This window comes from Saccharibacillus qingshengii (assembly GCF_013185195.1).
Classification (GTDB): Bacteria; Bacillota; Bacilli; order Paenibacillales; family Paenibacillaceae; genus Saccharibacillus; species Saccharibacillus qingshengii.
The window spans coordinates 1-25,588 of record NZ_JAAZWC010000013.1; the positions used below are offsets into that span (position 1 = coordinate 1).

Below are 25,588 nucleotides of genomic sequence, written 5' to 3' on the forward strand. Positions count from 1 at the left end.
CTGCAACATACAGGCAGCAGCTTCTTCACGTGTCCTAACCTTTTTTTCAATGTGTCCTTTACAAGGGGTACAGTTTAGAATGCGGACCACCTTTTTTTTGCGATTTTATGCCAGAATCGGTGCGGAAGCGGCTTACAGCACCCCGAGGACTTTCCCTTTCAGGAAAGCGACGGCCTGCCAGGTAAGCCCGCCTCTCATGTAGACCCAGACTTCGACCGGACCTTTGGCGCTGCTCTGCGCTGCGACTTCGGTCGGTTCGCCCCATGACAGCAGCTAACGCTTCGTCACAACCCTGCTCCAGGCGTTCCGCTCTAAGCATTCGACCCGGCATTCCCGAAATCCTTTTTTACCCTCAAAAAGGATGTAGACATCCTTTATGGGAAAAGCCGGATAAGTTGAAACGCCGACGTCAAAACCGTTACAATGAAAAGAATGCGACGGGAGTCCAAAAAGACAAAATCGGGCCGTAACCACGGCAGATTCGGACGGCGGTTATCGCGTTCCAGGTCGAACGGGATCTCCGCGAACGCGGTCAGGACGGTGCGGCTTACGTTTTGGTAAGGAAGGAGGAATCTCGATGATGCATAAGGATGAACGCTCCAAGCCCGATATGGGAGTGGAGGGGATCGAAGAAACCGTTAATTCCGATTGGCGGCCTTCGTCGCTCACGGAAGCGCCCGAACATGCCGGTTCCGTCCGCGACGAGACGCTTGGCTATATGCACGAATTGATCGAAATCGCACGCGACTACGCGGAAACGGAAGAAGATTTCTATGAGGGTGCGCTGCTTCAGCGAATCGCAAATTCTTTGTCGGCGGCCGTTCTGCTGCGCGAAGGAGGTTTGGTCGTCGAAGCGCCGGTACAAATCCGGGTCGCTTTCGAACATTCGGCACGTCTGTTTCAATACCGGACGGCTCCCGAAACGATCGATCCCGACGCGGCGCAAGAAGTGATGGGCAGCAACTTGGGCGTCATGAAGTACGCTTACGAACAAATTTCGTTCGAGCTGACGGATGTATACGGATTTCTGAACATTTTTACCCATCCGGACCGCGCTTCGCTGGAGTGGACAAGTCGGGTCAGCGCGGACTCGGTCGATCTGGCGGATATGCTGGCCCTTTACGGAGTCGGCGGTATTTTTCTTATTTTTTCCCATACGTATCCCGAAGACGAGCGGCTGGACGAAGAGCGGATGCAGCAGCAGGCGGAGAGGATCGCTTCACGGATTCTCCGGGTCCTGTCGGATTTTGATACGTTAAAAAAGACCGGAGATCCGCATCGGCTGCTCGAAACGTTCCTGCGCGAGAACGGCCGTGTGTTCGGCAAAGACAAATATAATGAACATTTGAAGAAATTTATGCGCTTTGCGTCGGAACATCCGGAAAATACGATGGAACTGTACTTGAAAAGGGAAATGGAATTGGAACAAAGACGCCAGCTTCGGGCCGCAGCCAAGCAAAAAGAGAAAAAAACCCGCCCAAAAAGAAAAAAGAAATAAAAGGATATTATGGAACGACCGCTCAAAACCGATATTTATAAAGGCGGCTCTTCCAAACTTCAGAAACGTATCCGGAACCGCTTCTCCGAAAGCTTAAAAACGGTTTCAGCTTTTGGCGAAAGGTTTAATAATAAAATGGATACGTTATATTAGACTGAAGTAAGGTGAGGAAGAATCATGCAAAATAATCAAATGCTCCCGCAATTTTCCGACGTGCTGGAAGAAGTCAATTTCATCCTGTACGGTTCGAAGTCCGGCAAGCCCGAAGAAGAGAACGGGGCCGAACGCGAAGAACAAGCGGAAATCTCCATGAGATAACGACAATTGTCCTTGATCCGAATTCCATAGATTTCCGTTTGCATACAAAGCCGCCTCCGATTCTCGGGGCGGCTTTGTTCGTGGGTCTCATTCTTTTTCTTTGTCTATCCTTTTGCTTATGAATCGGAAACCGGCGAGGGGGCATGCAGAGTCAGCGAAGTCTGTGCATATTCGGCGCCGTTCACGATCAGCGAGATCCGGTGCACACCGGGATAATGACGGCGGGTTGTCAGATCGGCGAAACGATGTCTGCGAACGATAGAGAACCTTTCTCCTCCGGCAATCGTTTTGTCGCTCAGCCGAAACAGTTTGCGCGAAGTCCGTCCGGAAGCTTTGACGAAGTCGATCGCATATTCAAGCCGGATCCGGTACGGTCCGCCGAGACGCATCTGTCCTTCGATACGGAGTTCGACGCTGCCGCCTACCGCGATCGAATCCGGCGAGACGGAGATCGAGGCCGTTTCGATCAGCGGGACCGCTTCTTCGCTGCCTGCGGCGGTGTAACCGAACAGCGAGAGAACAGCCGGATCGGCTGCGCGCAGCAGGCCCCGACAGCCATGCCGGACGATCCAGTCGGTTCGCGGATCGCTGCCGTACCAGCGCAGAGCCGTTTCTTTGATCCGGTCGGGGTGATCTTTGGCTATATCGTTGAGGTTATTGGCCACGCTCTTGCGAACGTAGAGCGACGGATCGGCTTTGAGCGTCTCCAGCAGTTCAAGGACCGGATCCGGATTGCGTTTGAATACCGGAAGGGCCTGTCCCCAGGGCAGACGCGGCCGGCAGCCTTCGCTGGCCAGACGGCGGACATGCTCGCTGTCGCTGCAAGCCCACAGATGCATGCGCTGAAGCGTCCGCTCCGGTTCCCGCAGCAGGAAGAAGCGGATAGCGAATTCGGACGACGATCTGGAAGTGAACCGTTCCAGGGCATCCAGTGCAAGTTCGAAGTCGTCCTCCGAAGTGCCATACACTTCGACGAAGTCGGGGAAAAAAAGATAGGGGAAACCTGTGCACGCCTCGTCGATGCGATAAAGAATATCCAGGGCTTCCGCAAAAGGCAGCGGCAGAAAACGCCCGAGTACAGACGAGATCCGCCGGATACGCGCTTTCAGTTCAAGAATCTCCCAGCCTTCGCCCATAACCTCGTCGACAAATCGCCGGCTCTCAAAAAGCGGATAGACGGATTGCAGCTGAGCTGCGAAAGTCTGAAGAAAAGTTTCGGTGTATATCAATTTCAAAGGTTCAGCCATCGGATTTCCTCCTTGAGCCGCCCAAGCGCTGCAGCTCCTGATACGAATGATTGCTTTTCCAGCCTAACACGCCCAACCGGACAGCTGAATGTCCGGTTGGGCGTGTTTTGCGGAGATATTCGATTTTAAACCGGACCCCGCAGACCTTTTTTATGGGGTGGACGGGGCGAATATGTGCATCAGCCGGTTCACGTTTGCCTCGAGCGAGGCCCTATCGGTACGAATGGTGAGCTGGGGAGAGAGTGGAGGTTCATAAAGGTCGGAAACGCCTGTAAAAGCGGCGATTTCGCCCCGCCTTGCCTTCGCGTACATCCCTTTGACATCGCGCCGTTCGCATTCTTCGAGCGGACACTCCACATAAATCTCGGCAAATCCCGGAAGCATGCTGCGCGCATAATCGCGCATCTGTGCATAAGGACTGATCATGGAGACCAACGCCGTTACGCCATGCTTGTTCAGCAGTCCCGCCACATAAACGGCCCGGCGTACATTTTCCATCCGGTCTTCGCGGCTGAAGCCCAGGCCTCCGCCGATCTGTCTGCGCAGCTCGTCGCCGTCCAGCACTTCGACAGGAATCCGCCGCTCCATCATAGCTTCCGCGAGCGCGAGCGCAGTAGTCGTTTTGCCGGAACAGGGGAGACCTGTCAGCCAAAGCGTACGTGCCGGCGGCGTTACGTTCGAAGAAATAGGTGATTCCGGAACAAGCTGAGGCTTCAAGGATGCGAGTTGAACGGGATCGGGAAGATTCATCGGACACCTCCTGCATGGATGGAAGGACGCTGATCCGGCAGTCTCCGTCGTTCCAGCAGGCCTTCGCCGTAATAACGGCCGAGATCGAGCTCCGGCATATGCGCATACCCGATATAGCAGCCGCAGGTCTTCATGCCGCAGGGGCGCACCTGGGCCAGTTCTTCGAGCTCGCTGCGGTACAGATGCCCGATCACGCGCCGGTCGCTGTAACAGCGTTTGATGATTCCGGGTCCCTGTACGAAAAATACCGATTCCCCGGTCCGGCAAGCCCTGCCGAGGCTGGCGTAATCCGGGAGGTTAAGCTCGAACAAAGGGTCTACAGCGCGCAGACGCTCTATTTCGCCGTCGGTATAATAATTTTTGCGGTCTTTGAAAGCATTGATCCACAGGTATACTTCTTCCGGAAGTCCGCGCCGCAGCGATTCGATCGATTCGAAAGCGCTGCGTACGCCGACGCTTCCGACGCTGAACGGAATTCCGCGTTGATAGAGATCCAGGCAGCGCTCAAGAAAACGTTCTTCGCTTGTTTCTCCGGGATGATAAGTCGCCCAGAAAGCGGCTGTGGCGGGGTTCAGCCGTTCCGTCCAGTCAAGCTTGGCCGACAAATTCGTTTGAATCGCGACTTTCTCCACATGACCCATATGCGACAATTCGATCATCGCTTCCCGATACCAGCGGTGAACCAGTCCTTCGCCGTACGGATTGAAGAAAATGGATAGGCGGTGTCCCAACGCTTCCTGGGCGGCGGCCCAGTCGACAAAACGCCGAACCTGAATCCGGTCTTTCTCGAGTGTCTCGGCACTGTCGATCGTCTTGCTGAACGGGCAGTAAGGGCACGAATAATTGCAGGACGACAAGGAACCGCGGAAATACAAGGTCGCTCTCATGGCAGCACGAATTCCTGCATCCGCTCGCGTACCGGTTCCGAAATCAACCAGTCGCCGATCGAATCGGAGTAACCGAGCCCTTCCCGTCCCATGCGCAGTACCCCGTCTTCGACCGCGGCCAGACCCGACTGGGTCAGCAGGTTCAACTGCGGGAGCTCCTCGAAAGCTCCGGCTCCAAAACGCTCGGCATATTCGTCAAGGTGGAGTCCTTCGCTGTGCAGAATACCTTTGAGCACAAAGCGCAGACGCTGCTCGGCCCGGTCCAGCTCGAAACCGTAGTCGGCATGGTCGTATCGTTGTGCGGCCACATAATCGGCGATAATACTTTCCGTTGCCCGGCGGCTGACGCCATAACGCGAGGCATAATGCACATTTCGGGTATAGGAACGGGCTCCGCAGCCGAGGCCCATCATGCCTTCTTCCTGACAGCCGTAAGCGATCGGACTTTTGGACGGCGAATGCCCGACCGTACCTTTGCGGGCAAACCGGCGCATGGAGAACTGCTGATAGCCGCGTTCTTCCAAACGTTCGCAGGCCGTAAGATAGAGATCCATACGGGGATCGTCCGTGCCGGCAGCCGGCATGTCGCCCGGTTTGAGAATCGTATGCTCCCGTGTATAAAGCGGATAGATGAAGATTTCGCCCGGCTCGTAATGAAGGGCTTCGTCAAGCGAATACAGCCAGGATTCCCGCGTTTGTCCGGGCAGGCCGTAGATAAGGTCCAGATTGAGCAGGGGGAAATCGAACTTCTGCAGCAGATTCAGCGCCCGCCGGACTTCGCTTGGATTCTGCGGGCGATAGATCGCAGCCGCCTCGGCTTCGATAAAGCTCTGGATGCCCATGCTCACCCGGTCGACGCCGTGTGCCTGAAGCACGCCAAGCCGCTCGGAATCGATCGTTTCGGGCGATGTTTCTACGGAGATCGAAGCTTGGGCCCGATCCAGCCCCATTATGTTTTCGGCGATATCGAACAAACGCTCGAGCTGATCCGGACGCAGCAGGGTCGGTGTTCCGCCGCCGATCGCAAATCGGGCAAAAGGGCGGTTTGCCAGCTCGGCCCACTGCGTTGCCTGACGCTCCAGAGCGTCGACATAACGTTTGTGCACATCTTCCCGTTTGTCCGGCAGCGTGAACAGATTGCAGAATCCGCAGCGCGCTCCGCAAAACGGGATATGCATATACAGGAAGTAACTTTCCGCAGGCTCGTTTTTCCAGAGTTCGGACAGTCGTTTCGGCTGCTCGAACGTACGGTAAGCGGTCTTATGCGGATACGAATATAAATAGGAACGATAAGGAGCGGCGGCCAATTCCTTTTTCCAGGTCTGGACGTGCTCTTTTGGATAGACAGCCGTTTCGGTCATGGGCAATACACTCCTTTCGGGAGGGATTTGGAGAACTGCGTCAAAGCATGAATTCCCGGTACGGGACGGTCCAGACCGTCTCGTGCGCCAAGCGGTGTCCTTCGTATCCGTCTTCGCCGTAGGCGGTTCCGTGATCCGATAAAGCCATGCAGAATGCCGGATTGCTGCGGCGCCGCACCGCATCGAACAGGCGGCCGAGTTCCGCATCGGCATAACGCAGCGCGGCGCGCTGGCTGTCGACGGAATCGCGTTTGGCACCGGGCAGGAAAATATGGTTCGGACCGTGCATCGCGGAGACGTTGACAAACAGGAAGAACCGTTCATCCGTCGGAATCGTATCGAGAATTTTCAGTGCATGATCCACTTGGTGCTTGGTGGACTGCGGATGGGTCACCCCGAAATTCATCCGCCAGAAGCTCCGCTGGAAGTAGCCGGGCAGCACGCGGGCGAGCGGTACTTTTTTGGTGAAAAAGATAACCCCGCCGATACACAGCGTATGGTAGCCTTCGGCGGCCAGTCCGGATACGAGGTCCGGCGTATCGAACAGCCACGTATGCGGATGCGTCTTCATGCCGGTGTTGCGGGAATGGAACAAGCGCACATGGGAAGATTTGTCCGGATCGGCAGGCGTCGGAAGAAATCCGCCAAAGAACGCATGATGCGCCGCATAGGTGAAACTGCCGGGCGAATGCCGTTTCTCCCACGGGCCGCTGCCGCACAGGTTCGGACAGTTTTCCTGCTCGAGCACGGCGGTATCGTAGCGCAGCGTATCGAGCGTAATCATCAGAATATCGTGCGTACCGACGACTTGGTTCATATCGACGGAGTGTTTGACGGGTATTTGCTCACTTGCGGAGCTGAGGTTCATGGTTCCTATCCTCCTTGAATCATTCCGGCGCCGCGCTTCGAGAGGTCGAGCCAGCGGCGCATCTGCCAGGTATACGGATCGTCTCCGTCTACCTGTACGCGGCGCAGCAGATCGCCGAACGGATTGACATCGACGATATAGGGGCAGCCGGTATTGCGGTCGGTCAGCACATCGATGCCTGCCGAAACCGAACCGGGGAACGTCCGCATGGCTGCGAGCGCTTCGCGGGTCGCCGCGGTCAGCGAGCTTTGCGGCAGTCCCGATTGTGCAAGGGAGAGGCGCCGGCTTCGTAGATGCAGATTGGTAATCGGCGTCTCGCCCGCCCGAATCACGGAGTGCCCGGCTTCGCCGAAAGCGACAAGCTGCCTCAAGTCGAGAGGGCTTCCGTCCAGCGAAGCTTTGGGGATCCAGCGTTCGGCATGGACGCCGTGTCCGCACAGATAGCCGATCAGCGTCCGGATTTTCACGGGATCGTCGAGGGTTCGGACCTGCTTCGAATTGTAGAAAATTCCCGGACGCTGAATATAGACTTCGGCATCCAGCGTGGTGGTCGCCCGTTCGGCGCCGGTGCGGGGATTGATCTGATACGCGATCACGCCGGAAGCCGCCGAGCCGAAAGCCAGCTTCAGAAAGACCCGATGCATCCGCCGATTCAGCATGGCTTCCCGCACGGCTTCGTAGCTGCTTAAGGTTTCCGGTTCGGCCAGCAGATCAGGGACGCGTACGCCCGCTTCGGTCAGCCGGCGATGACAAGCCCGTTTATCGAACATGACGGCGATCTCCGCCGGGTCGTTCCAGAACGATGCCGTCGGCCAAGATTCCGCCGCTTCCGAACGTATTCGCGCCAGCAGCCGGCAGAAGCCGCGGAACCACTGCGATGGATGCATCAGCCGTATCGGCCGCTCTTCGAGCGCCAGTGCCTGCCGCTCCGGCATCCGGTACGGATCGCGGCGTTCGCGCAGCGGCAGCAGCTCGTCGCCGTCGTCCTGTTCGGGAGAGCCGAGCGCGATCAGGGCGCGTTCCGCGCCGAAATGTTCGCCCGGAGCATCAAGCCGGATTACCGGCACGGTTCCTGCCGGAAGTCCGGCTTCCCGTGCCGCTTCGCCGAGCGGCACGCCCGAGAGAAGCCGCGCATACGGAACGACGATCGGCTCGGGCAGCCCCGCTGCACGCCGGGCCAGCCGCATGCCTTCGGTGCGTTCGTTTCCGGGGTGGCCGATCAGAATAAGCGGAGCGGTCGAAGGATCGGGAAGAGGGGGATAACCCTCTAGTCGGTCAGAGCGGGCTCCGACCGGGTTCGCATTAGACTCGCTCATTCGGTCAGAGCGGGCTCCGACCGGGTTCGCATTAGACTCGCTCATTCGGTCAGAGCTGGATAACGATATTCCTCGCCGTTGTACTTATCCGTCTCCTCGCGGTCGCTCACGTCGGCCTGCGGCAGTTGTTCGGCGACTTTGCGCGTCATCGCTTCGGACATGAAATGATGGTGCAGATCGAGCGCCTGGAGTCGGCGGATTTTCTCGCTTGCCAGCAGGGCTTCCGCGCCCGTGTCGGTGAGTGTGCCTTCGGACAAGTCCAGCGTTTCGAGCTGGTCCAGAATGTCGGACTGGGCCAGCGCGGCCGCGATCTCGTCTTGAATTTCGCTGTTCTTGAGGCCCAGATAGACCAGATTCGGGAACAGACCCGGCTTAGCGACCGAGAGGATGTATTCAAGGTTCCCGTTGAAGCCGTAATTTTCCACGCCTATGTAGAGTTCGAGTTTGCGTAGGGAAGGCAGTTTGGCCTGTGCGACCGAAGCCAATACTTCCGAGGGAAGGCCTCCGCAGATAATAATCAGTTCTTCCAGCTTGGCATGTTCGACTTGGCCGAGCGCAAGATCGGTACTGCCTTTGACCGTCAGCGACTGCAGATCCGGAAAAGCCGCAAACAGCGGATTCAGGTCGGACTGCATGATCCAGGACACTTCGCATTCTTCGGAGTCCATATCGCCGATAAACAGACTTCTCAGCGCAGGAAAACGGTCTTTCAAGCGAACGAGCGTTTCGACGATAGGTTCCGACGAGTTCTCGTACGTGCCGCCCCAGTCGCCGATCACCAGCTTCGAGAGCTGCGCCGCTTCAGGCGTATTCGCCAATTCCTCCAACTTTTGATCCATTTGCTGCCCCGCTTCATACTCGTCGTATCCGATGCTTAATTTGATTTCCGTCATGCCGATCCCTCCCGCAAATAAGTAATAGAATCTAGAAACAACCTAACATCAGCAGCATCAGGGAGTCAAGTCAAAAATAAGAACTTATGTTCTTATTCGCTTTCTTTCAAAAAGGGACAAACGAGAAAAAGCTGCCCATCCCGCAAAGGGACGGACAGCACAGGGGAAGTGTCAGCTTCCTGCCGTAAAAGCGATCACGATCGCAGCCGCAGGCAGAAACAAGATAGCGGCCAGAATCAACCAGCTTGCCGGCCGCGCAAAGTTGAAGGTCCAGCCGAAACCGATCCTTTTTTCTACCATAATGGCGGGATCCTGCGGGTTGCAGTAAAAAGCTCCGCCGCGCCAATACCGGTCTTCGCCGTGATGCCGGTTGGTTCCCGTATCGTCGAGGCCCCGTTTTTTCAGATAGATGAAGAATGCGGCAAGCATCACCGTGAGCAGCAGCAGAAAAGCGAGCGCGTATCCGATGGGCAGCGTGCCGCGGAAATCGTAGGTGCTGCGAGCTTGAATCCAGCCGAACATCAGCACGACGACCAGGGACAGCGTATACAGCACGTAAGCGTTAGCCCCGCGAAAAAGGGTTTGTTTGCGCAGGGAGCCCCGCGGATCGGCCGGATCGAGATTCTGGCGCGTCCGCCCTACGGAGAAGTGAATACCGGCAAACAGTCCCGTGATCAGAATCTGAAGCAGGTTCAAAGTAAACACGCTCCCCATCGACTTGGCCGCGTAACGGTCCGGCAGGCCTGCGGCGTCGAAATGCATCGGGACAAGATCGGGAATACGGTCCCAGCTCAGTACAGTCAGCAGGGCGCAGAGCGCGATAATCGCCACATGCAGCAGATAAGCCCAAGCGCGGATACCGGCCGGGTTCTTCTGCGTGTCCGTTCCGATATAAGCGGTCCGTTTGGAAGAATCGGGAGCTTTCCAGCCGCGCTGCGCTTTGAGAGCCAGCGCCTGGCGGCGGGAGAAAGCCCAGGCGGCGATCACGGCGGCGGCTTGGAGAACAAGCAGGCAAGACAGCGTCCAGCCTTCCGAGCCGTCCGACAAGCGGTAAGCGGCGAATGACAGCAGGCCGCCAAGCAAAGCGCCGGACAAGCTGATCATCAGAAAGCGTAGGCGGATAGCCCGGAGCTGCGGCAGACTGCGTTCCTGCGGCGGAACGTACACGCCCATCAGCATGGCATTCATCAAGAAAGGCAGGCCAATCAGCGACAGCAGCCAGATCAGGTCGATCACGACCGTAATCCATACGAAAGCGGTTGTGGAATTCATCGGGAAGTGCCTCCTTCGGACGGGGGATTTTGAATACTGCGGTACAAGGTTTGCATTAATTCGGTCAATTCCTGCTCGTTCATGCCGCGAACCAGAGCTTCGGCCGCCAGCGGACGCAGATCCCGGCGCAGACGGGTTTTGAAAGTCTCATCTGCGGTCGGGAGCGGTCCGGGCTGGACGATTACGCCTTTTTTGCGATGGATTTCGAGAAACCCTTCCTGCTTCAGCGACTGGTAAGCTTTGTTGACCGTATGGAGATTGATACCGAGATCGGCTGCCAGCGTGCGGACGGACGGAAGCGCCTGACCCGGAGCGAGCGTGCCCGAAGCGATCCCTTCCACCAACTGGTCGGCCAACTGCTTGTAGATCGGAACCTCGGACTGCAAATCGAGCTCGACGAACATGTGACCCCTCCTTTATTTTTTTGTTATATTTATAGTATAACAGATAGAACGATCCGTCAACAACTTGGAAAAAGAACAAGCAAACCGTGCCCAGGGGCTGCGGAAGAAAAATGCGCAAACTCGTGGTATGCTAGAAAAGACGAGCCGGAAGCCGGGGAATGAAACCTGCCCGCAGGCGGCTTGAAGCGGGAAACGGAAGGATGAACGGTAATGAAGGAACATATGGAGGACGATTCGGAATATTTGAAGCGTCTATGTGAACGCGGTGTACTGGAAGCCGGCGAAACCGAGTGGATCGAAGGTCTGCTGCGAAGGTTGGAAGAATCGGAAGCGCGAAACAACCGTCTGCGCGAAGCTTTGTTAAAAGTGAGCGGGAACAAGCCGAACATGTCGACCAAGCTGCGGGACGCTTTGTACGAATAAGCAGGAATCGGGCGGCACGAACAGTGGCCGTACGGCCAATACGAATATAAATGGAGGGAAAACAGCGAATGACCATTACATGCGATGTCGCCGTACTCGGCGGAGGAACAGGCGGATATGTGGCCGCAATCAGGGCGGCGCAGCTCGGCAAGGACGTTGTTATTATCGAACGCGGGAAACTGGGAGGCACCTGCCTGCACCGGGGCTGTATCCCGACCAAATCGCTGCTGCGCAGCGCGGAAGTCTATGCGCTGCTCAACCAGGCGGAAACCTACGGCATCGAGACGGACGGAGGACGGCTTGTATTTCCGAAAGTCCAGGCGCGCAAGCGCGAGATCGTCGACAAGCTTCATCAGGGCGTCCAGTATCTGATGCGCAAAAACAAAATCCGCGTGATCGAAGGCAGCGGCCGGATCATCGGTCCTTCGATCTTCTCGCCGCGCAGCGGAGCGGTGGCGGTCGAATTTCCGGACGGCGAGATGGAGACGGTCGTATCGGACAATCTGATTATCGCAACCGGTTCCCGTCCGCGCGTCATTCCGGGCCTGGAACCTGACGGCACACTTATTCTCAGCAGCGACGAAGCGGTGGACCTGGACAAACTGCCGGAATCGATTCTGATCGTCGGAGGCGGCGTGATCGGCGTGGAATGGGCATCGATGCTGTGCGACTTCGGCGTCAAGGTCACGCTGATCGAAATGGCCAAACAGATTCTGCCGGGCGAAGACGAAGAAGCGGCAAGGGAACTTGCCCGTCTGCTCGAAAAACGCGGAGTGAAGATCTTGACGGAAGTCGAACTGAAGCCCGATACGTATGTGCCGGGGGACGGCGGGATCTCGATCTCGGCTGCGCACCGCGGAGAAGAAATCACGCTGGAAGCTTCGCAGATGTTCATATCCATCGGACGCGCAGCGAATGTCGAAGGCATCGGTCTGGAAAATACGGATATACGCGTCGCGAACGGCGTGATCGCGGTCAATCCGCATTTCCAAACCGGAGAATCGCATATTTATGCGGTAGGCGACTGTATCGGCGGCCTGCAGTTGGCGCACGCGGCCAGTCATGAAGGGTTGGCCGCGGTCAATCACCTGGCCGGTCAGGAGAGCCATATTTACGATCCGACTTTTGTTCCGCGCTGCGTGTATACGCATCCGCAGATCGGCAGTATCGGCTTGACCGAGGCTCGGGCCCGTGAAATGGGCCGAAGCGTAAAATCGGCGAAAGTGCCGTTCTCCGCGATCGCCAAAGCGCTTATCGAAGGACATTCCGACGGATTCGCGAAAGTGGTTGTCGATACGGAAACGAACGACCTCGTCGGCGTGCAAATCATCGGTCCGCAGGCAACCGAGCTGATTGCCGAAGCCTCGCTTGCAGCCGTGCTGGACGCGACGCCCTGGGAAGTGGGCAGCGCCGTCCATGCGCATCCGACGCTGGCCGAAGCGCTTGGCGAAGCCATGCTCGCGATCGACGGCAACGCGATCAACGTCTGAGTCCAACCGAATAGGGCGGCGGGCCGTGCAGGTATGCACCCGCTGCCGAATGTTCCGCCGTGTCACTCGCTTCGCTCCGGGCTTCCTGCCGGCGTCGAAGCGGGTTTTCGGCGTACCCGGCCGGCCTTTTGCGTGGATGCGGTAAAGCGGCGCTTTTCTTTTTTGCGGGAAAAGGATTATAATAGGTTCGGGTTCGGAATTAGTACCTGGTTTTAAGACGTTGTGTTAGACAGCGAACGAACAGCCTTTCGACTGAAGAGAAATCCGGCCGGACGGGTAAGTATAGACCGGGGAGAATCCCGAAGAAGGCTGAACAGGCCGAGTATCGTTTACGACTTTTAAGGAGGTTCACACCATGAACCAGAAAGCAACAGCCGCACCGAACAAGCTGCACCGCGAGGTGGGTCTGGACGACAGCCGCGCAGTCGATCTGTATAAATGTATGCTGCTCGCCCGGAAATTCGACGAACGCTGCCATCTGCTGCAGCGGGCGGGCAAGATCAACTTCCACGTCTCGGGGATCGGACAGGAAACGGCGCAGGTCGCCGCGGCATTCGCCCTCGATACGGGTAAAGATTACTTCCTGCCGTATTACCGCGATTACGGTTTTATGCTCGGGGTAGGCATGACGACGCGCGAATTGATGCTGTCGGCTTTTGCCAAAGCGGAAGATCCGAACAGCGGAGGACGCCAAATGCCCGGGCATTTCGGCAGCAAACGGCTGCGCGTTCTGACCGGATCGAGTCCGGTTACGACCCAGGTTCCGCACGCGGTAGGCGCGGCGCTGGCTTCCAAAATGCGCGGCGAAGGCGCGGTATCGTTCGTAACGTTCGGCGAAGGTTCGAGCAACCAGGGCGATTTCCACGAAGGCGCGAACTTTGCCGGGGTACAGAAGCTTCCGGTAATTATGATGTGCGAAAATAACCAGTATGCGATCTCGGTGCCGATTGCCAAACAGCTGGCCGGCAAAGTGAGCGACCGTGCGCTCGGCTACGGTTTCCCGGGACTGCGGGTGGACGGCAACGATGCGCTGGAAATGTTCCGCGCGGTCAGCGAAGCGCGGCAGCGCGGCGTAAACGGCGAAGGGCCGACCCTGATCGAAGCGATGATGTACCGTCTGTCGCCGCATTCCACTTCGGATAACGACCTGGCTTACCGTACCCAGGAAGAAGTCGATGACAACTGGAAAAAGGATGGACTTCCGCGCTACAAACAGTACCTGATCGAAGCGGAACTGTGGAGCGAAGAACAGGAAGCGGAATATGTAAAAGAAATCGCCCAGGAATTGAAAGAAGCGACGGAATATGCGGACAAAGCGCCGTATCCGCGTGCGGAAGACACGCTGCTGCACGTCTATGCGGGCGATGGCGACGGACAGGGAGGACTGAACTGATATGCCGATGATGGAATATATCGCCGCGATTCGCCTCGCGATGAAAGAAGAGATGGAGAACGATCCGTCCGTCTTTATTCTTGGCGAAGACGTAGGCGTCAAAGGCGGCGTCTTCACGACGACCAAAGGACTCCAGGAACAGTTCGGCGAAGACCGGGTCATCGATACGCCGCTTGCGGAATCCGCGATTGCCGGCGTTGCGATCGGCGCGGCCATGGTGGGCATGAAGCCGATTGCGGAGATGCAGTATTCGGACTTTATGCTGCCCGCGACCAACCAGATTATCAGCGAAGCGGCCAAAATCCGCTACCGTTCGAATAACGACTGGGACTGCCCGATTGTCGTGCGCGCGCCGATCGGCGGCGGCATCTTCGGCGGTCTGTATCATTCCCAGTGTCCCGAATCGATCTTTTTCGGAACGCCGGGTCTCAAGATCATCGCGCCTTACTCGGCATACGATGCCAAAGGGCTGCTCAAAGCGGCGATCCGCGATCCCGACCCGGTCCTCTTTTTCGAGAACAAAAAGTGCTATAAACTGATCAAGGAAGATGTGCCGGATGACGATTATATCGTTCCGATCGGCAAAGCGAACCTGCTGCGCGAAGGCGACGATATTACCGTAATCAGCTACAGCCTGCCGCTGCATTTCGCGATGCAGGCCGCCGAAGAGTTGGAGCAGGAAGGCATCACCAGCCATATTCTTGACCTGCGTACGATCCAGCCGCTCGACCGCGAAGCGATCATCGAAGCGGTTCGCCGCACGGGCAAAGTGCTGATCGTGCACGAAGACAACAAGACCGGAGGCGTAGGCGCCGAAGTGGCCGCCATCATCGCCGAGGAATGTCTGTACGACCTGGATGCGCCGATCCGCCGTCTGTGCGGTCCGGACACTCCGGCGATGCCGATCAATCCGCCGCAGGAGAAGTTCTTCATGCTCAGCAAAGACAAACTGCTGACCGCCATGAGAGAACTGGCTCTTTACTAGTCCTGTACGAATAGAGGAGTGAATGCAATGAGCACAACAAATTCCGTGCAAAAAAATATCACGATGCCCCAGCTCGCCGAATCGCTTGTGTCCGCGACGATCTCCAAATGGCTGAAGCGTCCGGGCGATACCGTCGATCTGTACGAGCCGATCTGCGAAGTGATTACCGATAAAGTGAACGCCGAGATTCCGTCGACGGAAGAAGGCGTAATGGGCGAACTGCTGGCTGACGAAGGCCAGGAGATCGCCGTAGGCGAGATCATCTGCCGCATCGTAACCGAAGGCGAAGCGTCCGAGGAAGCTTCCGCGCCGGCGCCGTCCGCACCGGCTGCGCAAAGCCCGGCCGTGCGCCCGGCTTCGCCTACGGGTGCTTCCGCCGCGCCGCAGGCCGCGTCCGGCGGCGAAGCGGGCGGCATGCGCGCCCGCTACTCGCCGGCCGTACAGGCGCTGGCCGCGCAGCACGGCCTCGATCCGGCCGTGATTCCCGGCAGCGGCATGGGCGGCCGGGTCACGCGCAAAGACGTGCTCCGGCATCTGGAGCACGGAGGCGCGTCCCAGGCGGCCGCATCGGCCGCTCCCACGGCGCCTTCCGCGCCGCAGCCCGCCGCGGCCTCGTTCGCCGCGCCGCAGCCCGCCGCGGCCTCGTTCGCCGCGCCGCAGCCGCCGATGTTCGCTTCTTCTTCGCTCTCTTCGCAAAACGAAGTGCGGCATTCGGGTCTTCACCTCAGCGAAAATCCGAAGCTGCCGAAGATCGAGATCGAAGAAGGCGGCCGCGGAGCCAACGAGACGTATATCGATATCACACCGATCCGCAACACGATCGCGAGCCGGATGCGCCAGAGCGTAACGGAGATCCCGCACGGCTGGATGATGATCGAAGTCGATATGACCAATCTGGTCAAACTGCGCAACAAACACAAAGACGAGTTCAAACGAAACGAAGGCGTCAACCTGACGTATCCGGCATTCGTGATCAAAGCGGTCGTCAATGCCATCAAAGACTATCCGATCATGAACTCCGTGTGGGCGGTCGACAAGATTATCGTCAAACGGGATATCAATATCTCGCTGGCGGTCGGAACGGAAGATTCGGTGCTGACCCCGGTCATCAAAAAAGCCGACCAAAAAAATATCGCGGGCCTCGCGATGGAGATCGACGATCTGGCGCGCCGTACGCGCGAGCGCACTTTGAAGATCGACGATATGCAGGGGGGGACGTTTACCGTGAACAACACGGGATCGTTCGGTTCCATCTTGTCCCAGCCGATCATCAATTATCCGCAGGCCGCGCAGCTGACGTTCGAATCGATCGTCAAGCGTCCGGTCGTCATCAACGATATGGTCGGCGTCCGGTCGATGGCGAATTTCTGTCTGTCGCTGGATCACCGGATTCTGGACGGACTGATCTGCGGCCGTTTCCTGCAACGGGTCAAAGAAAATCTGGAAAGCTACTCTCCGGATACGAAGCTGTATTAAGACAGGGCCGGCCGGAATCCGTGATTCCGGTTCGGGCCGCCTATTCGCAAAAAGTTTTTCGGTTCAAATAGATAAAAAGAGCTTCGACCTGCCCGGTTTCCCGGGTACGGTCGAAGCTTTTTTTTGTCAATTCAAAAGTTTCTACGTCCGCTTATACTAAAATCTGCAGCAGACCCAGGAATACCGAACCGACCATTGCGATAATCATCAGCCAGATGAAAATTTTGAACCATCTTTTGTTCTGCATGAAGCCGTCAAACCTCTTTTCGTAAATTGATGAGATGAAGACGCCCGCTGCCGCTTTCTCGGCGTCCTTTTTGGATTTTCGCGCAATTCCTTGTAAGATAGAAAAGGGAAAACGGAATAATCCGTTATCAAGTCTATTTTAGCTTATCGGGAAAGCGGAGGGAAGTTTTATGATCGATACACAACGTTTGGTACATGAATTTCTGGAATTGGTACAGATCGATAGCGAGACCCGAAACGAGCGGCTGATTGCCGATGTGCTTGCGAACAAGTTCAAGCTGCACGGTCTGGAAGTCGCGGAAGACGATTCGGCATCCCGTTCGGGTCACGGAGCAGGCAACTTGATCGCGCTGCTGCCGGCGACCGAAGGAACCAATGCGCCAAAGCTGTTCTTTACCTGCCATATGGATACGGTCGTTCCGGGACGAGGCATCAAGCCGGTGATCGGCGAAGACGGCTGGATCCGCAGCTCGGGCGACACGATCCTCGGCGCCGACGACAAAGCCGGCGTAGCCGCGCTGCTGGAACTGATCCGCGTGCTGCGCGAGCAGGAGATTCCCCATGGACAGATTCAGTTCGTTATTACCGCGGGCGAAGAATCCGGACTGATGGGCGCACGGGCGATGGACGCGTCGCTGCTGGATGCCGATCTCGGGTACGCGGTGGATTCCAACGGGGAAGTCGGAGAAATTGCCGTATCGGCGCCGACCCAGGCCAAGATTACGATGGAAGTCCATGGAAAAGCCGCGCATGCGGGCGTCAACCCGGAAGACGGTATCAGCGCGATTCAAGTTGCGGGCAAAGCGATTTCGCGGATGAAGCTCGGCCGGATCGACAAAGATACGACAGCCAATATCGGCAGCTTCTCGGGCAGCGGCGCAACCAATGTCGTCATCGATTATGCCAAGCTTGAAGCCGAAGCGCGCAGCGTCGTACAGGAGAAAGTCGACGCGCAGATCGCTTCGATGAAGGAAGCGCTCGAATCCGCCTGCGCGGAATTCGGTGCCCGTCCCGTATTCGAGAGCCGAATCGTGTATCCCGCGTTCAGCCATACCGACGACTCCGAAGTGGTTCGGCTGGCCCAAAAAGCGGCCGCGCAGCTTGGACTCAGCGGTCGGACGTTCCAGTCCGGCGGCGGCAGCGACGCCAATGTGTTCAACGGTTTCGGCGTACCGACGGTGAATCTGTCGGTCGGCTACGAAGATATCCATACGACTTCGGAGAAGATCAAAGTCGAAGATCTGGGCAAACTGGCCGGGTTTATCGTCGAAATCGTGCGTCAATCGGTACGTTCTTAACATTCAAAGTACGGGAGGCGGAAACGAATATGGAACCGGGCAAAGAAAAACTGTGGGAAACGACGGTCGGCAGCGAGCCGATTTTTGACGGGAAAATTATCAAGGTGCAGATCGATACGGTGGAGCTGTCCGACGGTACCCAGGCCAAACGCGAGATCGTAAAGCATCCGGGCGCTGTGGCGGTACTTGCGATCAAAGACGGCAAACTGCTTGTTGTCGAGCAGTTCCGTCAGCCGCTTGGCCGTACGGAAATCGAGATCCCGGCAGGGAAGCTTGAGCCGGGCGAAGAACCGCGGGAAGCGGCCGCACGGGAGCTTGAAGAAGAAACGGGTTATCGCGCGCCCGAGCTGCTGCATCTGTCTTCCTTTTATACATCGCCGGGCTTTGCGGATGAGATTATCCATTTCTATGCCGCAGAGAACCTGACCGAAGGCACGCTGCATCCCGACGAAGACGAATTCCTCGAACTGACGGAAATTACGCTGGATGAGGCTTTCGAGCATATCCGCGCCGGCCGGATCAGCGACGCCAAAACGCTCATGGCCGTATACGCGTGGCAGATCCGTACGCTGACGGGAAACTGGCCGATTTGAGTACCTGAAATGTTTGACTTTAAACCCTGGTAACTTCTATAATAGGGAACGTGAGTTTGACTGGAGAACGGCCGGCAAGAACGGGCATGCTCCGAGGGGGAGGAGAAGCATGGAAGCGCGGATCGACAATATCAAACAGCAGCTGCAGTCCAAGGGTTACAAATTGACGCCCCAGCGGGAAGCCACCGTTCGCGTTTTGCTGGAAAACGAAGAAGACCATCTGAGCGCGGAAGATGTGTTCATGCTGGTCAAGGAAAAGGCTCCGGAGATCGGTCTTGCGACCGTCTACCGTACGCTGGAACTGCTCAGCGAAATGCATGTGGTGGAAAAGCTTAACTTCGGCGACGGGGTGTCCCGTTACGACCTTCGGGGCGAGTCGAACAAGCACCACCATCACCATTTGATCTGCGTGCAGTGCGGCAGTATGGACGAGATTCGCGAAGACTGGCTGCTGCCGCTCGAGGAGCGTCTGGAGAAGGAATACCATTTTACCGTATTGGATCACAGACTCGACTTTCAGGGAATCTGTCACCGCTGCAGAGCGAAGGAAGACGACAACGCGTAAGCGGCGAAGCAGGACGGAATTCTTTCTTTTTCTATGGCGTACAGGCAGTTAAATTGCCCGTGCGTCATAGCCCGGCTCCGGCGGATCGAAAGCGATCCTTCCGGAGCTTTTTTGATGGGTGGGAATAACGTTTTTGTACCGGCAAGTTTCCCGATTCTCCGCCTGAGGCTTCGAATACGGAAATTTGCCTTTTTGCCCGGCAAGTTTCCTCATTCTTGCCTGAGGCTTCGAATACGGAAATTTGCCTTTTTGCCCGGCAAGTTTCCTCATTCTCGCCTGTGGCTTCGAATACGGAAATTTGCCTTTTTACCCGGCAAGTTTCCTCATTCTCGCCTGTGGCTTCGAATACGGAAATTTGCCTTTTTGGCCGGCAAGTTCCCTCATTCTCGCCTGCGGCTGCGAATACGGAAATTTGCCTTTTTGGCCGGCAAGTTCCCTCATTCTCGCCTGCGGCTGCGAACACGGAAATTTGCCTTTTTGCCCGGCAAGTTCCCTCATTCTCGCCTGTGGCTTCGAATACGGAAATTTGCCTTTTTTGGCCCGGCAAGTTCCCTCATTCTCGCCTGTGGCTTCGAATACGGAAATTTGCCTTTAAAGAAGGAGTTTGGGAGGGGTTGTGGAATCTTTAGTCAAACGGGATTCGGCGGCCCGCCCGAACGGGCAGTAAGCGGCTTTCCTGAGGAAAGTTGGGAGGGGGTCCACCAGTGAATACGCATTTAGACGCGTTTATCACCTATATGTCGGATGAAAAAGGGCGTACCGCAAGTACGCTCGAATCGTATCGGCGCGATCTGGTCCAATTTCTCGAGTTTGTGGACGGAAGAGGATTGACCGCTGTGGACGAAATCCGCAAATCGCATATCGCCGCGTATCTGAACGAGATGAAGCGTTCGGGCAAGGCGTCCTCCACGGTCATTCGCGCTTCGGTCTCAATCCGTTCCTTTTTCCATTATCTGATCCGGCGTTCGCTGATTATTCAGGACCCGTCCATGGATCTGGAAACGCCGAAACCGGAGAAAAAACTGCCGATCGTGCTGTCGGTAACCGAAGTGGAGCGTCTGCTCGGTGAGGCGGATCCTTCGAACGCGCAGGGCGCAAGAGACAAAGCCATGCTCGAAGTGCTGTATGCGACAGGAATCCGGGTCTCCGAATTGATTGCACTCAATCTGGGCGATATCGATCTGGAACTGAAATTTCTGCGCTGCGGGGCGGCCGGCAAAGAACGGATCGTACCGATCGGCCGAATGACGGCGGAAGCGGTAACGGCTTATCTGGGATCGATGCGCGACCAGCTCGTCAAGCGGACAGAAGAACAGGCGTTGTTCCTGAATCAGCTTGGCACAAGACTGACGCGGCAGGGGTTCTGGAAAATCATCAAAAAGTACGCCGCCGCCGCGCAGATCGAAACGGATATTACGCCGCACACGCTGCGCCATTCGTTTGCCGCGCATCTGCTGGAGAACGGAGCCGATCTGCGTTCGGTCCAGGAGATGCTCGGACATTCGGACATTTCGACCACGCAGATCTATACGCACGTAATGAAACGCAACATGAAAGAAGTCTACGAGCTGCACCATCCCCGTGCTTAACACGCAGGCGGAAGATGGAGCAGCCCGATATTATCCAAACGGAGTGTGCATCCCATGACAACATCGACAACAAACGCAGCCAGCATTCAGGAAGCGGCGGATTATATCCGTTCCCAAACGCAGCTTCAACCCGAAATCGGATTGATTCTTGGTTCGGGTCTCGGCATTTTGGCGAATCTGATCGAAAATCCCGTCTCGATTCCTTATGAAAAAATTCCGCATTTCCCGGTATCGACGGTCGAAGGCCACGAAGGAGAACTGCTGATCGGCACGATTCAGGGGCGCCCGGTCGTCTTAATGAAAGGCCGTTTCCATATGTATGAAGGGTATGGTCCGGAAGTGACGGCGTTCCCTGTTCGCGTCATGAAGAACCTCGGCGTCTCCGGTCTGCTCGTCACCAATGCGGCCGGCGGCGTGAATACGTCGTTTACGCCGGGCGACCTCATGCTGCTGTCGGACCATCTCAACCTGACCGGCAAAAGTCCGCTGATCGGACCGAACGACTCCGCGCTTGGCGTGCGTTTCCCGGATATGTCCGAAGCGTACAGCCGCAGACTGCGCACCGTGGCAAAAGAAGCGGCGGCCGAGCAGAACTTTACGTTCAAAGAAGGCGTATACGCCGGTCTGCTCGGTCCTTCCTACGAGACGCCGGCCGAGATCCGGATGCTGCGTACCCTCGGCGCGGATGCGGTCGGCATGTCGACGGTATCGGAGACGATCGTGGCGCGCCACGCGGGTCTCGAAGTGCTGGGCATTTCCTGTATCACGAACATGGCCGCCGGTATTTTGGATCAGCCGCTGTCGCATGACGAAGTCATGGAAACGGCCGATTTGGTCAAAGAAAAATTCCTCGGACTGGTGCTGGCTATCATTCCGAAGATGTAACGTTGTCCGTCAAGTGACAAAAACACAAATCTCCTGCGCTTTAGTCCATTCAGCGCGTATTCGAGGGTCTGCTATACTGGGTACAAATCCCGGGGCAGGCCCTCTTTGTGCAAGCTGGAGCGGCCGGGCCGGAACCCATCGGAGGAATTCACATGTATCTGCACGGAACCAGCAAGATCAATGCCGCAGGGCATTTGGAAATCGGAGGCTGCGACGTCGTCGAATTGAAACAGACGTACGGCACGCCCCTGTATATCATGGATGAGGAACTGATCCGCCGCCGCGCCCGCGAATACCGCCAGGCGTTCGAAGCATCCGGCCTGACGTTCCAAGTCGCTTATGCAAGCAAAGCGTTCAGTACGCTTGCGATGTGCCGCATTGCGGACGAAGAAGGTCTGTCGCTCGACGTCGTATCGGACGGCGAACTGTACACGGCGCTTCAAGCCGGTTTCCCGGCTCACCGCATCCACTTCCACGGCAACAACAAGACGCCAGACGAGATCGAAATGGCGCTGGACGCCAAAATCGGCTGCTTCGTAGCGGACAATTTCGTCGAACTGCAGATGCTGCAGGCGATCGCGGCGGGCCGCGGCGAGACCGTGAACGTTCTGCTGCGTGTAACGCCGGGCGTTGAAGCGCACACGCACGAATATATTTCGACCGGACAGACGGATTCGAAATTCGGTTTTGATATCCAGAACGGAACAGCGACCGAAGCGGTCCGCACGGCGGCGGAGCTTCCGAACCTGGAACTGCTCGGTGTGCATTCCCATATCGGTTCGCAGATTTTCGAGACGGACGGATTCGAGATGGCGGTCGAGCGCGTTGCCGGGTTTGCCCGCAGCGTCAAAGAGCAGTTGAACGTCGAATTTAAAGTCGTCAATCTCGGCGGTGGCTTCGGTATTCGCTATACGGAAGGTGATACGCCGCTTGCCGTGGCCGAATATGTCCAAGCGATCACCGACGGCGTGAAAAAGCACTTCGAAGGCATTGCCGCGCAGCTGCCCGAAATTTGGGTCGAACCGGGCCGCAGTATCGTCGGGGATGCGGGTACGACGCTGTACACGGTAGGCACGAGCAAAGACATTCCGGGCGTACGCAAATATGTCGCCGTAGACGGCGGCATGACCGACAACCCGCGTCCGGCACTGTACGAATCCAAGTACGAAGCGATGCTGGCGAACCGTGCCGGTGACGGTAACGAAGAGACGGTCTCGATCGCCGGCAAATGCTGCGAGAGCGGCGATATGCTGATCTGGGACGTCGAGCTACCGAAGCCGAATACGGGCGATCTGTTGGCCGTAGCCTGCACCGGCGCGTATAACTATGCCATGGCGAGCAATTACAACCGGATCCGTCGTCCGGCCGTCGTCTTCGTCAAGAACGGCGCAAGCGACCTCGTCGTGCGCCGCGAGAGCCTGGATAATATCACGGGCAACGACGTCATTCCGGCGCGTCTGGCCAAGCAGGGTGTACAGGTAAAATAAATCGGAACTGTAATAGTGGGAAGGGACAGCTTGTGCTGTTCCTTTTTGCTGGGTTTTGCTTTGTTCGCTTTTTTCGGGTACACTGGTTAAGGTTGCCGAGGCGCCCTTCGAGGCGGAGTTCGGCCGAATCATACAGATATTCACAGAAAACCAAGGGAGATGACTATGATGAAAAAAGGATATATCGAGCTTGAAAACGGCGGCAACGTCGAAATCGAATTTTTGCCGGAAGAAGCACCGAACACGGTAGCAAACTTCGAGAAATTGGCAAACTCCGGTTTCTATAACGGCCTGTCTTTCCACCGCGTTATTCCGGGCTTTGTCGCGCAAGGCGGATGCCCGAACGGCACCGGCACAGGCGGCCCGGGCTGGCAGATCGACTGCGAGACTTCGACAAACACGACTAAGCATGCCAAAGGCATTCTGTCGATGGCACACGCGGGCAAGAACACGGGCGGAAGCCAGTTCTTCGTATGCTACGGTCCTCAGCCGCACCTCGACGGCGTTCATACCGTTTTCGGTAAAGTGATCAAAGGCATGGAATTGATCGATGCCGTTAAACCTGGCGACAAAATGAAAGAAGTCAAAGTGGTAACGGAATAGTAAATGAACCCACCCAACAGCGATCGGAGGCTTAGGCCCTCTGATCGCTGTTTTTTGTCGTTTACAATGAAGCCCGCACTACGATAGATCACTGATTTCAAAAATAAAGAATTTATACAAAATATGTAGTATAGTTACTTAGGTCAAAACTCATTATAAATAGAAATAGGGGTTGAATGGAGTTCATGTCAAACGCAAAATCAAAAGGTTTCCTGCTTTTTATTTCGATGCTTGTGTTCCTTTTTGCTTGGAATGCGAAGAGCTATGCATCCAACAACGCATTGGAAGCATCAAAGTATCCGCAAGAAGTAGCCGTATTCGTAAACAACAAAGTAAGTATCGTTACGCCGAAAGCCTATTGGGCAGATAATGACAAAGTTTACGTGCCCATCAAACAAATCACCAAAATGAAAGGTGTCACTCTTTCGACGAATAACGGAATCACCGTCAAATCTTCCAACGGTTCGTTCAAATTGGATAGATCGAATTCGATCGTTTACAAAAATGCGACATACGTTACTTTTGAAAAGTTCCTAAAAATAACGGGGTATTCAGGACGATTTGAATGGCGTGGGTCTTCTATATTTCTCTGGAGCGATTACGCAAATTATGAGGCGACCGTTAAAAAAATAAACGCTTTAAAACCATTGCCGGCCATGATGTATAACTTTATGGGAAGCAAGGTATACCTGTACGAAGGCGATCGCATCGGATGGGTCTCAGGGATAAAGAAAACAGGTTATGGCAGCACGGAGTTTTTGATTCAAATGCAAGACGGAAGCATGGTTGTAGAAGATGTGTTTGACGAAAGTCCGAACGCTTTTTGCGAGTATGCGGATTACCAGGAATTTATGAGCAAGGGCTTTATCAACGACTATGTTTGGGCTAATAAAAACGTATTACCCGAGTCGAACCCTTTATACAATTTAGAAAAGATAAAAATCCTGAGCGTGAAAGTGAAAAACAAAGAAGTTAACTTTACGGTAAAAAGAGCCAGTGGAAAAACGGGATCTTTTAAACTCCCAATTCAATCGTATTTAAACGGAACAGTGTTTAACAATTTTTATACGAACGATCCCAAAAAAGCGTACCCGTCCTGGAAAGCTAAAGCGTGGGAATTGATTGCGGAACAAAGTATATCCAAAGGCATGACCAAAGATATGGTGTTGATGTCGTGGGGTTCTCCAGACGATACCAGCAGTTACAGCGGTACGTACATCTCGACCGATACCTGGACTTACGGAGATACATATTTGTATTTCACGAATGGCATTCTTGATTCTTGGATGGATCTTTAATATAAAAAAAGGCATTCCCGCATTTTTGCGGAAGTGCCCTTTTTTGAATAATGTTTTTCCAATAAAAAGCCGCTTTCTCTCAAAATTAACCGTTTTCGCCGAGCATGGTGTATAGTGAAAGCACTTGAATTTTCGCTGCCGCGATCAATAATCGAAAAGGAGTTTTGATATGCACCGGTTTTTCCAAATCGGCTACGCCGTATTCTTCGTTCTTGTTCTGCTGATGCTGTTGGTTCTGCCTTGGCCGAACGGCACCGCCATGTATCCGTTTATGATTCTCGTGATCTGCGCGTGGGGATTCTGGTATTCGGGGAAAAAGTACAAACGGAGAGCCGATCCCAAATCGCTTCCGAATACGCGGCCTTATGCCGGATCGAAGCCTCAAGTCAAGTCCAATACCAAATCCAAACCGAATTCCAAATCCAGACGTTAGGTTGCCGCTC

27 protein-coding genes are annotated in these 25,588 nt (G+C 55.8%); 17 read left to right on the top strand and 10 right to left on the bottom strand.

Features of this window, described 5'->3' with window-relative positions:
* Positions 1-577: 577 nt before the first annotated feature.
* Positions 578-1,498 carry a hypothetical protein gene (locus tag HRQ60_RS12590; protein WP_172196180.1) on the top strand — a complete coding sequence of 307 codons (921 nt, stop codon included), beginning with the start codon at positions 578-580 and terminating at the stop codon, positions 1,496-1,498.
* 177 nt (positions 1,499-1,675) lie between these two features.
* Positions 1,676-1,816: a hypothetical protein gene (locus HRQ60_RS12595; RefSeq protein WP_172196181.1), complete on the top strand. Its 141-nt coding sequence runs from the start codon at positions 1,676-1,678 to the stop codon at positions 1,814-1,816.
* A 116-nt stretch (positions 1,817-1,932) separates the two neighbouring features.
* Here HRQ60_RS12595 and HRQ60_RS12600 read toward each other — a convergent pair whose 3' ends face one another.
* The 9 genes from HRQ60_RS12600 to HRQ60_RS12640 form a co-directional block, all read right to left on the bottom strand.
* On the bottom strand, positions 1,933-3,063 hold the full coding sequence (locus HRQ60_RS12600) for a DNA alkylation repair protein (protein WP_172196182.1): 1,131 nt from the start codon (positions 3,061-3,063) through the stop codon (positions 1,933-1,935).
* A 150-nt stretch (positions 3,064-3,213) separates the two neighbouring features.
* Entirely contained in the window at positions 3,214-3,813 is a 600-nt protein-coding gene (cysC, locus tag HRQ60_RS12605; protein ID WP_172196183.1) for an adenylyl-sulfate kinase, read from the bottom strand.
* A complete protein-coding gene (locus HRQ60_RS12610; RefSeq protein WP_172196184.1) occupies positions 3,810-4,700 on the bottom strand; it encodes an STM4011 family radical SAM protein in 891 nt (296 codons plus the stop codon). The genes cysC and HRQ60_RS12610 overlap by 4 nt, the downstream gene beginning before the upstream one ends.
* Positions 4,697-6,061 carry an STM4012 family radical SAM protein gene (locus HRQ60_RS12615; protein ID WP_172196185.1) on the bottom strand — a complete coding sequence of 455 codons (1,365 nt, stop codon included), beginning with the start codon at positions 6,059-6,061 and terminating at the stop codon, positions 4,697-4,699. The genes HRQ60_RS12610 and HRQ60_RS12615 overlap by 4 nt, the downstream gene beginning before the upstream one ends.
* A 40-nt stretch (positions 6,062-6,101) precedes the next feature.
* Positions 6,102-6,929, bottom strand: coding sequence for an STM4013/SEN3800 family hydrolase (locus tag HRQ60_RS12620; protein ID WP_172196186.1), 828 nt, complete (start codon positions 6,927-6,929; stop codon positions 6,102-6,104).
* Positions 6,930-6,934: 5 nt separating this feature from the next.
* Complete coding sequence (locus HRQ60_RS12625; RefSeq protein WP_172196187.1) at positions 6,935-8,245, bottom strand: STM4014 family protein; 1,311 nt, start codon at positions 8,243-8,245, stop codon at positions 6,935-6,937.
* A 41-nt stretch (positions 8,246-8,286) separates the two neighbouring features.
* Positions 8,287-9,138 (bottom strand): STM4015 family protein, encoded by an 852-nt coding sequence (locus HRQ60_RS12630; RefSeq protein ID WP_172196188.1) that lies wholly within the window; start codon positions 9,136-9,138, stop codon positions 8,287-8,289.
* Positions 9,139-9,309: 171 nt separating this feature from the next.
* Positions 9,310-10,410, bottom strand: a complete 1,101-nt coding sequence (locus tag HRQ60_RS12635) for a DUF1648 domain-containing protein (protein WP_172196189.1) — start codon at positions 10,408-10,410, stop codon at positions 9,310-9,312.
* Positions 10,407-10,814 (bottom strand): GntR family transcriptional regulator, encoded by a 408-nt coding sequence (locus tag HRQ60_RS12640; protein ID WP_172196190.1) that lies wholly within the window; start codon positions 10,812-10,814, stop codon positions 10,407-10,409. The genes HRQ60_RS12635 and HRQ60_RS12640 overlap by 4 nt, the downstream gene beginning before the upstream one ends.
* A gap of 210 nt (positions 10,815-11,024) precedes the next feature.
* On the opposite strand from HRQ60_RS12640, the gene HRQ60_RS12645 reads away from it, so the two are divergent.
* From HRQ60_RS12645 to HRQ60_RS12665, 5 genes are all read left to right on the top strand, one after another.
* Entirely contained in the window at positions 11,025-11,237 is a 213-nt protein-coding gene (locus HRQ60_RS12645) for a hypothetical protein (protein ID WP_172196191.1), read from the top strand.
* A 68-nt stretch (positions 11,238-11,305) separates the two neighbouring features.
* Positions 11,306-12,727, top strand: a complete 1,422-nt coding sequence (lpdA, locus tag HRQ60_RS12650) for a dihydrolipoyl dehydrogenase (protein ID WP_172196192.1) — start codon at positions 11,306-11,308, stop codon at positions 12,725-12,727.
* A gap of 355 nt (positions 12,728-13,082) precedes the next feature.
* Positions 13,083-14,120, top strand: a complete 1,038-nt coding sequence (locus tag HRQ60_RS12655; protein WP_172196193.1) for a thiamine pyrophosphate-dependent dehydrogenase E1 component subunit alpha — start codon at positions 13,083-13,085, stop codon at positions 14,118-14,120.
* A 1-nt stretch (position 14,121) separates the two neighbouring features.
* Positions 14,122-15,105 (top strand): alpha-ketoacid dehydrogenase subunit beta, encoded by a 984-nt coding sequence (locus HRQ60_RS12660; protein ID WP_172196194.1) that lies wholly within the window; start codon positions 14,122-14,124, stop codon positions 15,103-15,105.
* Between the two features lie 27 nt (positions 15,106-15,132).
* Positions 15,133-16,581 carry a dihydrolipoamide acetyltransferase family protein gene (locus HRQ60_RS12665; protein WP_172196195.1) on the top strand — a complete coding sequence of 483 codons (1,449 nt, stop codon included), beginning with the start codon at positions 15,133-15,135 and terminating at the stop codon, positions 16,579-16,581.
* A gap of 151 nt (positions 16,582-16,732) precedes the next feature.
* On the opposite strand, the gene prli42 is transcribed toward HRQ60_RS12665, so the two are convergent.
* Positions 16,733-16,828: a stressosome-associated protein Prli42 gene (prli42, locus tag HRQ60_RS12670; RefSeq protein WP_172196196.1), complete on the bottom strand. Its 96-nt coding sequence runs from the start codon at positions 16,826-16,828 to the stop codon at positions 16,733-16,735.
* Between the two features lie 169 nt (positions 16,829-16,997).
* Between prli42 and HRQ60_RS12675 the strand changes: the two genes are divergently transcribed.
* The 10 genes from HRQ60_RS12675 (at position 16,998) to HRQ60_RS12720 (ending at position 25,578) form a co-directional block, all read left to right on the top strand.
* Positions 16,998-18,125: a M20/M25/M40 family metallo-hydrolase gene (locus tag HRQ60_RS12675; protein WP_172196197.1), complete on the top strand. Its 1,128-nt coding sequence runs from the start codon at positions 16,998-17,000 to the stop codon at positions 18,123-18,125.
* Positions 18,126-18,154: 29 nt separating this feature from the next.
* Positions 18,155-18,718: an NUDIX domain-containing protein gene (locus HRQ60_RS12680; protein WP_172196198.1), complete on the top strand. Its 564-nt coding sequence runs from the start codon at positions 18,155-18,157 to the stop codon at positions 18,716-18,718.
* Positions 18,719-18,827: 109 nt separating this feature from the next.
* Complete coding sequence (fur, locus tag HRQ60_RS12685; RefSeq protein ID WP_172196199.1) at positions 18,828-19,283, top strand: ferric iron uptake transcriptional regulator; 456 nt, start codon at positions 18,828-18,830, stop codon at positions 19,281-19,283.
* Positions 19,284-19,397: 114 nt separating this feature from the next.
* Positions 19,398-19,991: a hypothetical protein gene (locus HRQ60_RS12690; RefSeq protein WP_172196200.1), complete on the top strand. Its 594-nt coding sequence runs from the start codon at positions 19,398-19,400 to the stop codon at positions 19,989-19,991.
* Positions 19,988-20,872: a site-specific tyrosine recombinase XerD gene (gene xerD / locus HRQ60_RS12695; RefSeq protein WP_172196201.1), complete on the top strand. Its 885-nt coding sequence runs from the start codon at positions 19,988-19,990 to the stop codon at positions 20,870-20,872. The genes HRQ60_RS12690 and xerD overlap by 4 nt, the downstream gene beginning before the upstream one ends.
* Positions 20,873-20,926: 54 nt before the next feature.
* On the top strand, positions 20,927-21,757 hold the full coding sequence (locus tag HRQ60_RS12700; protein ID WP_172196202.1) for a purine-nucleoside phosphorylase: 831 nt from the start codon (positions 20,927-20,929) through the stop codon (positions 21,755-21,757).
* A 152-nt stretch (positions 21,758-21,909) separates the two neighbouring features.
* Entirely contained in the window at positions 21,910-23,244 is a 1,335-nt protein-coding gene (lysA, locus tag HRQ60_RS12705) for a diaminopimelate decarboxylase (protein WP_172196203.1), read from the top strand.
* Between the two features lie 168 nt (positions 23,245-23,412).
* Positions 23,413-23,847 carry a peptidylprolyl isomerase gene (locus HRQ60_RS12710; protein WP_172196293.1) on the top strand — a complete coding sequence of 145 codons (435 nt, stop codon included), beginning with the start codon at positions 23,413-23,415 and terminating at the stop codon, positions 23,845-23,847.
* 185 nt (positions 23,848-24,032) lie between these two features.
* Positions 24,033-25,145, top strand: coding sequence for a hypothetical protein (locus tag HRQ60_RS12715; protein ID WP_172196204.1), 1,113 nt, complete (start codon positions 24,033-24,035; stop codon positions 25,143-25,145).
* Positions 25,146-25,314: 169 nt separating this feature from the next.
* On the top strand, positions 25,315-25,578 hold the full coding sequence (locus HRQ60_RS12720; protein WP_172196205.1) for a hypothetical protein: 264 nt from the start codon (positions 25,315-25,317) through the stop codon (positions 25,576-25,578).
* Positions 25,579-25,588: the final 10 nt, after the last annotated feature.

What these genes read in the sequence shown, in the direction of transcription:
- prli42 (WP_172196196.1), bottom strand. Translation starts at nt 16,828, where the DNA reads ATGCAGAACAAAAGATGGTTCAAAATTTTCATCTGGCTGATGATTATC.
- HRQ60_RS12610 (WP_172196184.1), bottom strand. Translation starts at nt 4,700, where the DNA reads ATGAGAGCGACCTTGTATTTCCGCGGTTCCTTGTCGTCCTGCAATTAT.
- cysC (WP_172196183.1), bottom strand. Translation starts at nt 3,813, where the DNA reads ATGAATCTTCCCGATCCCGTTCAACTCGCATCCTTGAAGCCTCAGCTT.
- HRQ60_RS12600 (WP_172196182.1), bottom strand. Translation starts at nt 3,063, where the DNA reads ATGGCTGAACCTTTGAAATTGATATACACCGAAACTTTTCTTCAGACT.
- HRQ60_RS12710 (WP_172196293.1), top strand. Translation starts at nt 23,413, where the DNA reads ATGAAAAAAGGATATATCGAGCTTGAAAACGGCGGCAACGTCGAAATC.
- HRQ60_RS12690 (WP_172196200.1), top strand. Translation starts at nt 19,398, where the DNA reads ATGGGTGGGAATAACGTTTTTGTACCGGCAAGTTTCCCGATTCTCCGC.
- HRQ60_RS12595 (WP_172196181.1), top strand. Translation starts at nt 1,676, where the DNA reads ATGCAAAATAATCAAATGCTCCCGCAATTTTCCGACGTGCTGGAAGAA.
- HRQ60_RS12655 (WP_172196193.1), top strand. Translation starts at nt 13,083, where the DNA reads ATGAACCAGAAAGCAACAGCCGCACCGAACAAGCTGCACCGCGAGGTG.
- HRQ60_RS12615 (WP_172196185.1), bottom strand. Translation starts at nt 6,061, where the DNA reads ATGACCGAAACGGCTGTCTATCCAAAAGAGCACGTCCAGACCTGGAAA.
- lpdA (WP_172196192.1), top strand. Translation starts at nt 11,306, where the DNA reads ATGACCATTACATGCGATGTCGCCGTACTCGGCGGAGGAACAGGCGGA.
- HRQ60_RS12675 (WP_172196197.1), top strand. Translation starts at nt 16,998, where the DNA reads ATGATCGATACACAACGTTTGGTACATGAATTTCTGGAATTGGTACAG.
- HRQ60_RS12700 (WP_172196202.1), top strand. Translation starts at nt 20,927, where the DNA reads ATGACAACATCGACAACAAACGCAGCCAGCATTCAGGAAGCGGCGGAT.
- HRQ60_RS12715 (WP_172196204.1), top strand. Translation starts at nt 24,033, where the DNA reads ATGTCAAACGCAAAATCAAAAGGTTTCCTGCTTTTTATTTCGATGCTT.
- HRQ60_RS12720 (WP_172196205.1), top strand. Translation starts at nt 25,315, where the DNA reads ATGCACCGGTTTTTCCAAATCGGCTACGCCGTATTCTTCGTTCTTGTT.
- HRQ60_RS12620 (WP_172196186.1), bottom strand. Translation starts at nt 6,929, where the DNA reads ATGAACCTCAGCTCCGCAAGTGAGCAAATACCCGTCAAACACTCCGTC.
- fur (WP_172196199.1), top strand. Translation starts at nt 18,828, where the DNA reads ATGGAAGCGCGGATCGACAATATCAAACAGCAGCTGCAGTCCAAGGGT.
- HRQ60_RS12665 (WP_172196195.1), top strand. Translation starts at nt 15,133, where the DNA reads ATGAGCACAACAAATTCCGTGCAAAAAAATATCACGATGCCCCAGCTC.
- HRQ60_RS12635 (WP_172196189.1), bottom strand. Translation starts at nt 10,410, where the DNA reads ATGAATTCCACAACCGCTTTCGTATGGATTACGGTCGTGATCGACCTG.
- HRQ60_RS12660 (WP_172196194.1), top strand. Translation starts at nt 14,122, where the DNA reads ATGCCGATGATGGAATATATCGCCGCGATTCGCCTCGCGATGAAAGAA.
- HRQ60_RS12640 (WP_172196190.1), bottom strand. Translation starts at nt 10,814, where the DNA reads ATGTTCGTCGAGCTCGATTTGCAGTCCGAGGTTCCGATCTACAAGCAG.
- HRQ60_RS12625 (WP_172196187.1), bottom strand. Translation starts at nt 8,245, where the DNA reads ATGAGCGAGTCTAATGCGAACCCGGTCGGAGCCCGCTCTGACCGACTA.
- HRQ60_RS12630 (WP_172196188.1), bottom strand. Translation starts at nt 9,138, where the DNA reads ATGACGGAAATCAAATTAAGCATCGGATACGACGAGTATGAAGCGGGG.
- HRQ60_RS12680 (WP_172196198.1), top strand. Translation starts at nt 18,155, where the DNA reads ATGGAACCGGGCAAAGAAAAACTGTGGGAAACGACGGTCGGCAGCGAG.
- HRQ60_RS12590 (WP_172196180.1), top strand. Translation starts at nt 578, where the DNA reads ATGATGCATAAGGATGAACGCTCCAAGCCCGATATGGGAGTGGAGGGG.
- lysA (WP_172196203.1), top strand. Translation starts at nt 21,910, where the DNA reads ATGTATCTGCACGGAACCAGCAAGATCAATGCCGCAGGGCATTTGGAA.
- HRQ60_RS12645 (WP_172196191.1), top strand. Translation starts at nt 11,025, where the DNA reads ATGAAGGAACATATGGAGGACGATTCGGAATATTTGAAGCGTCTATGT.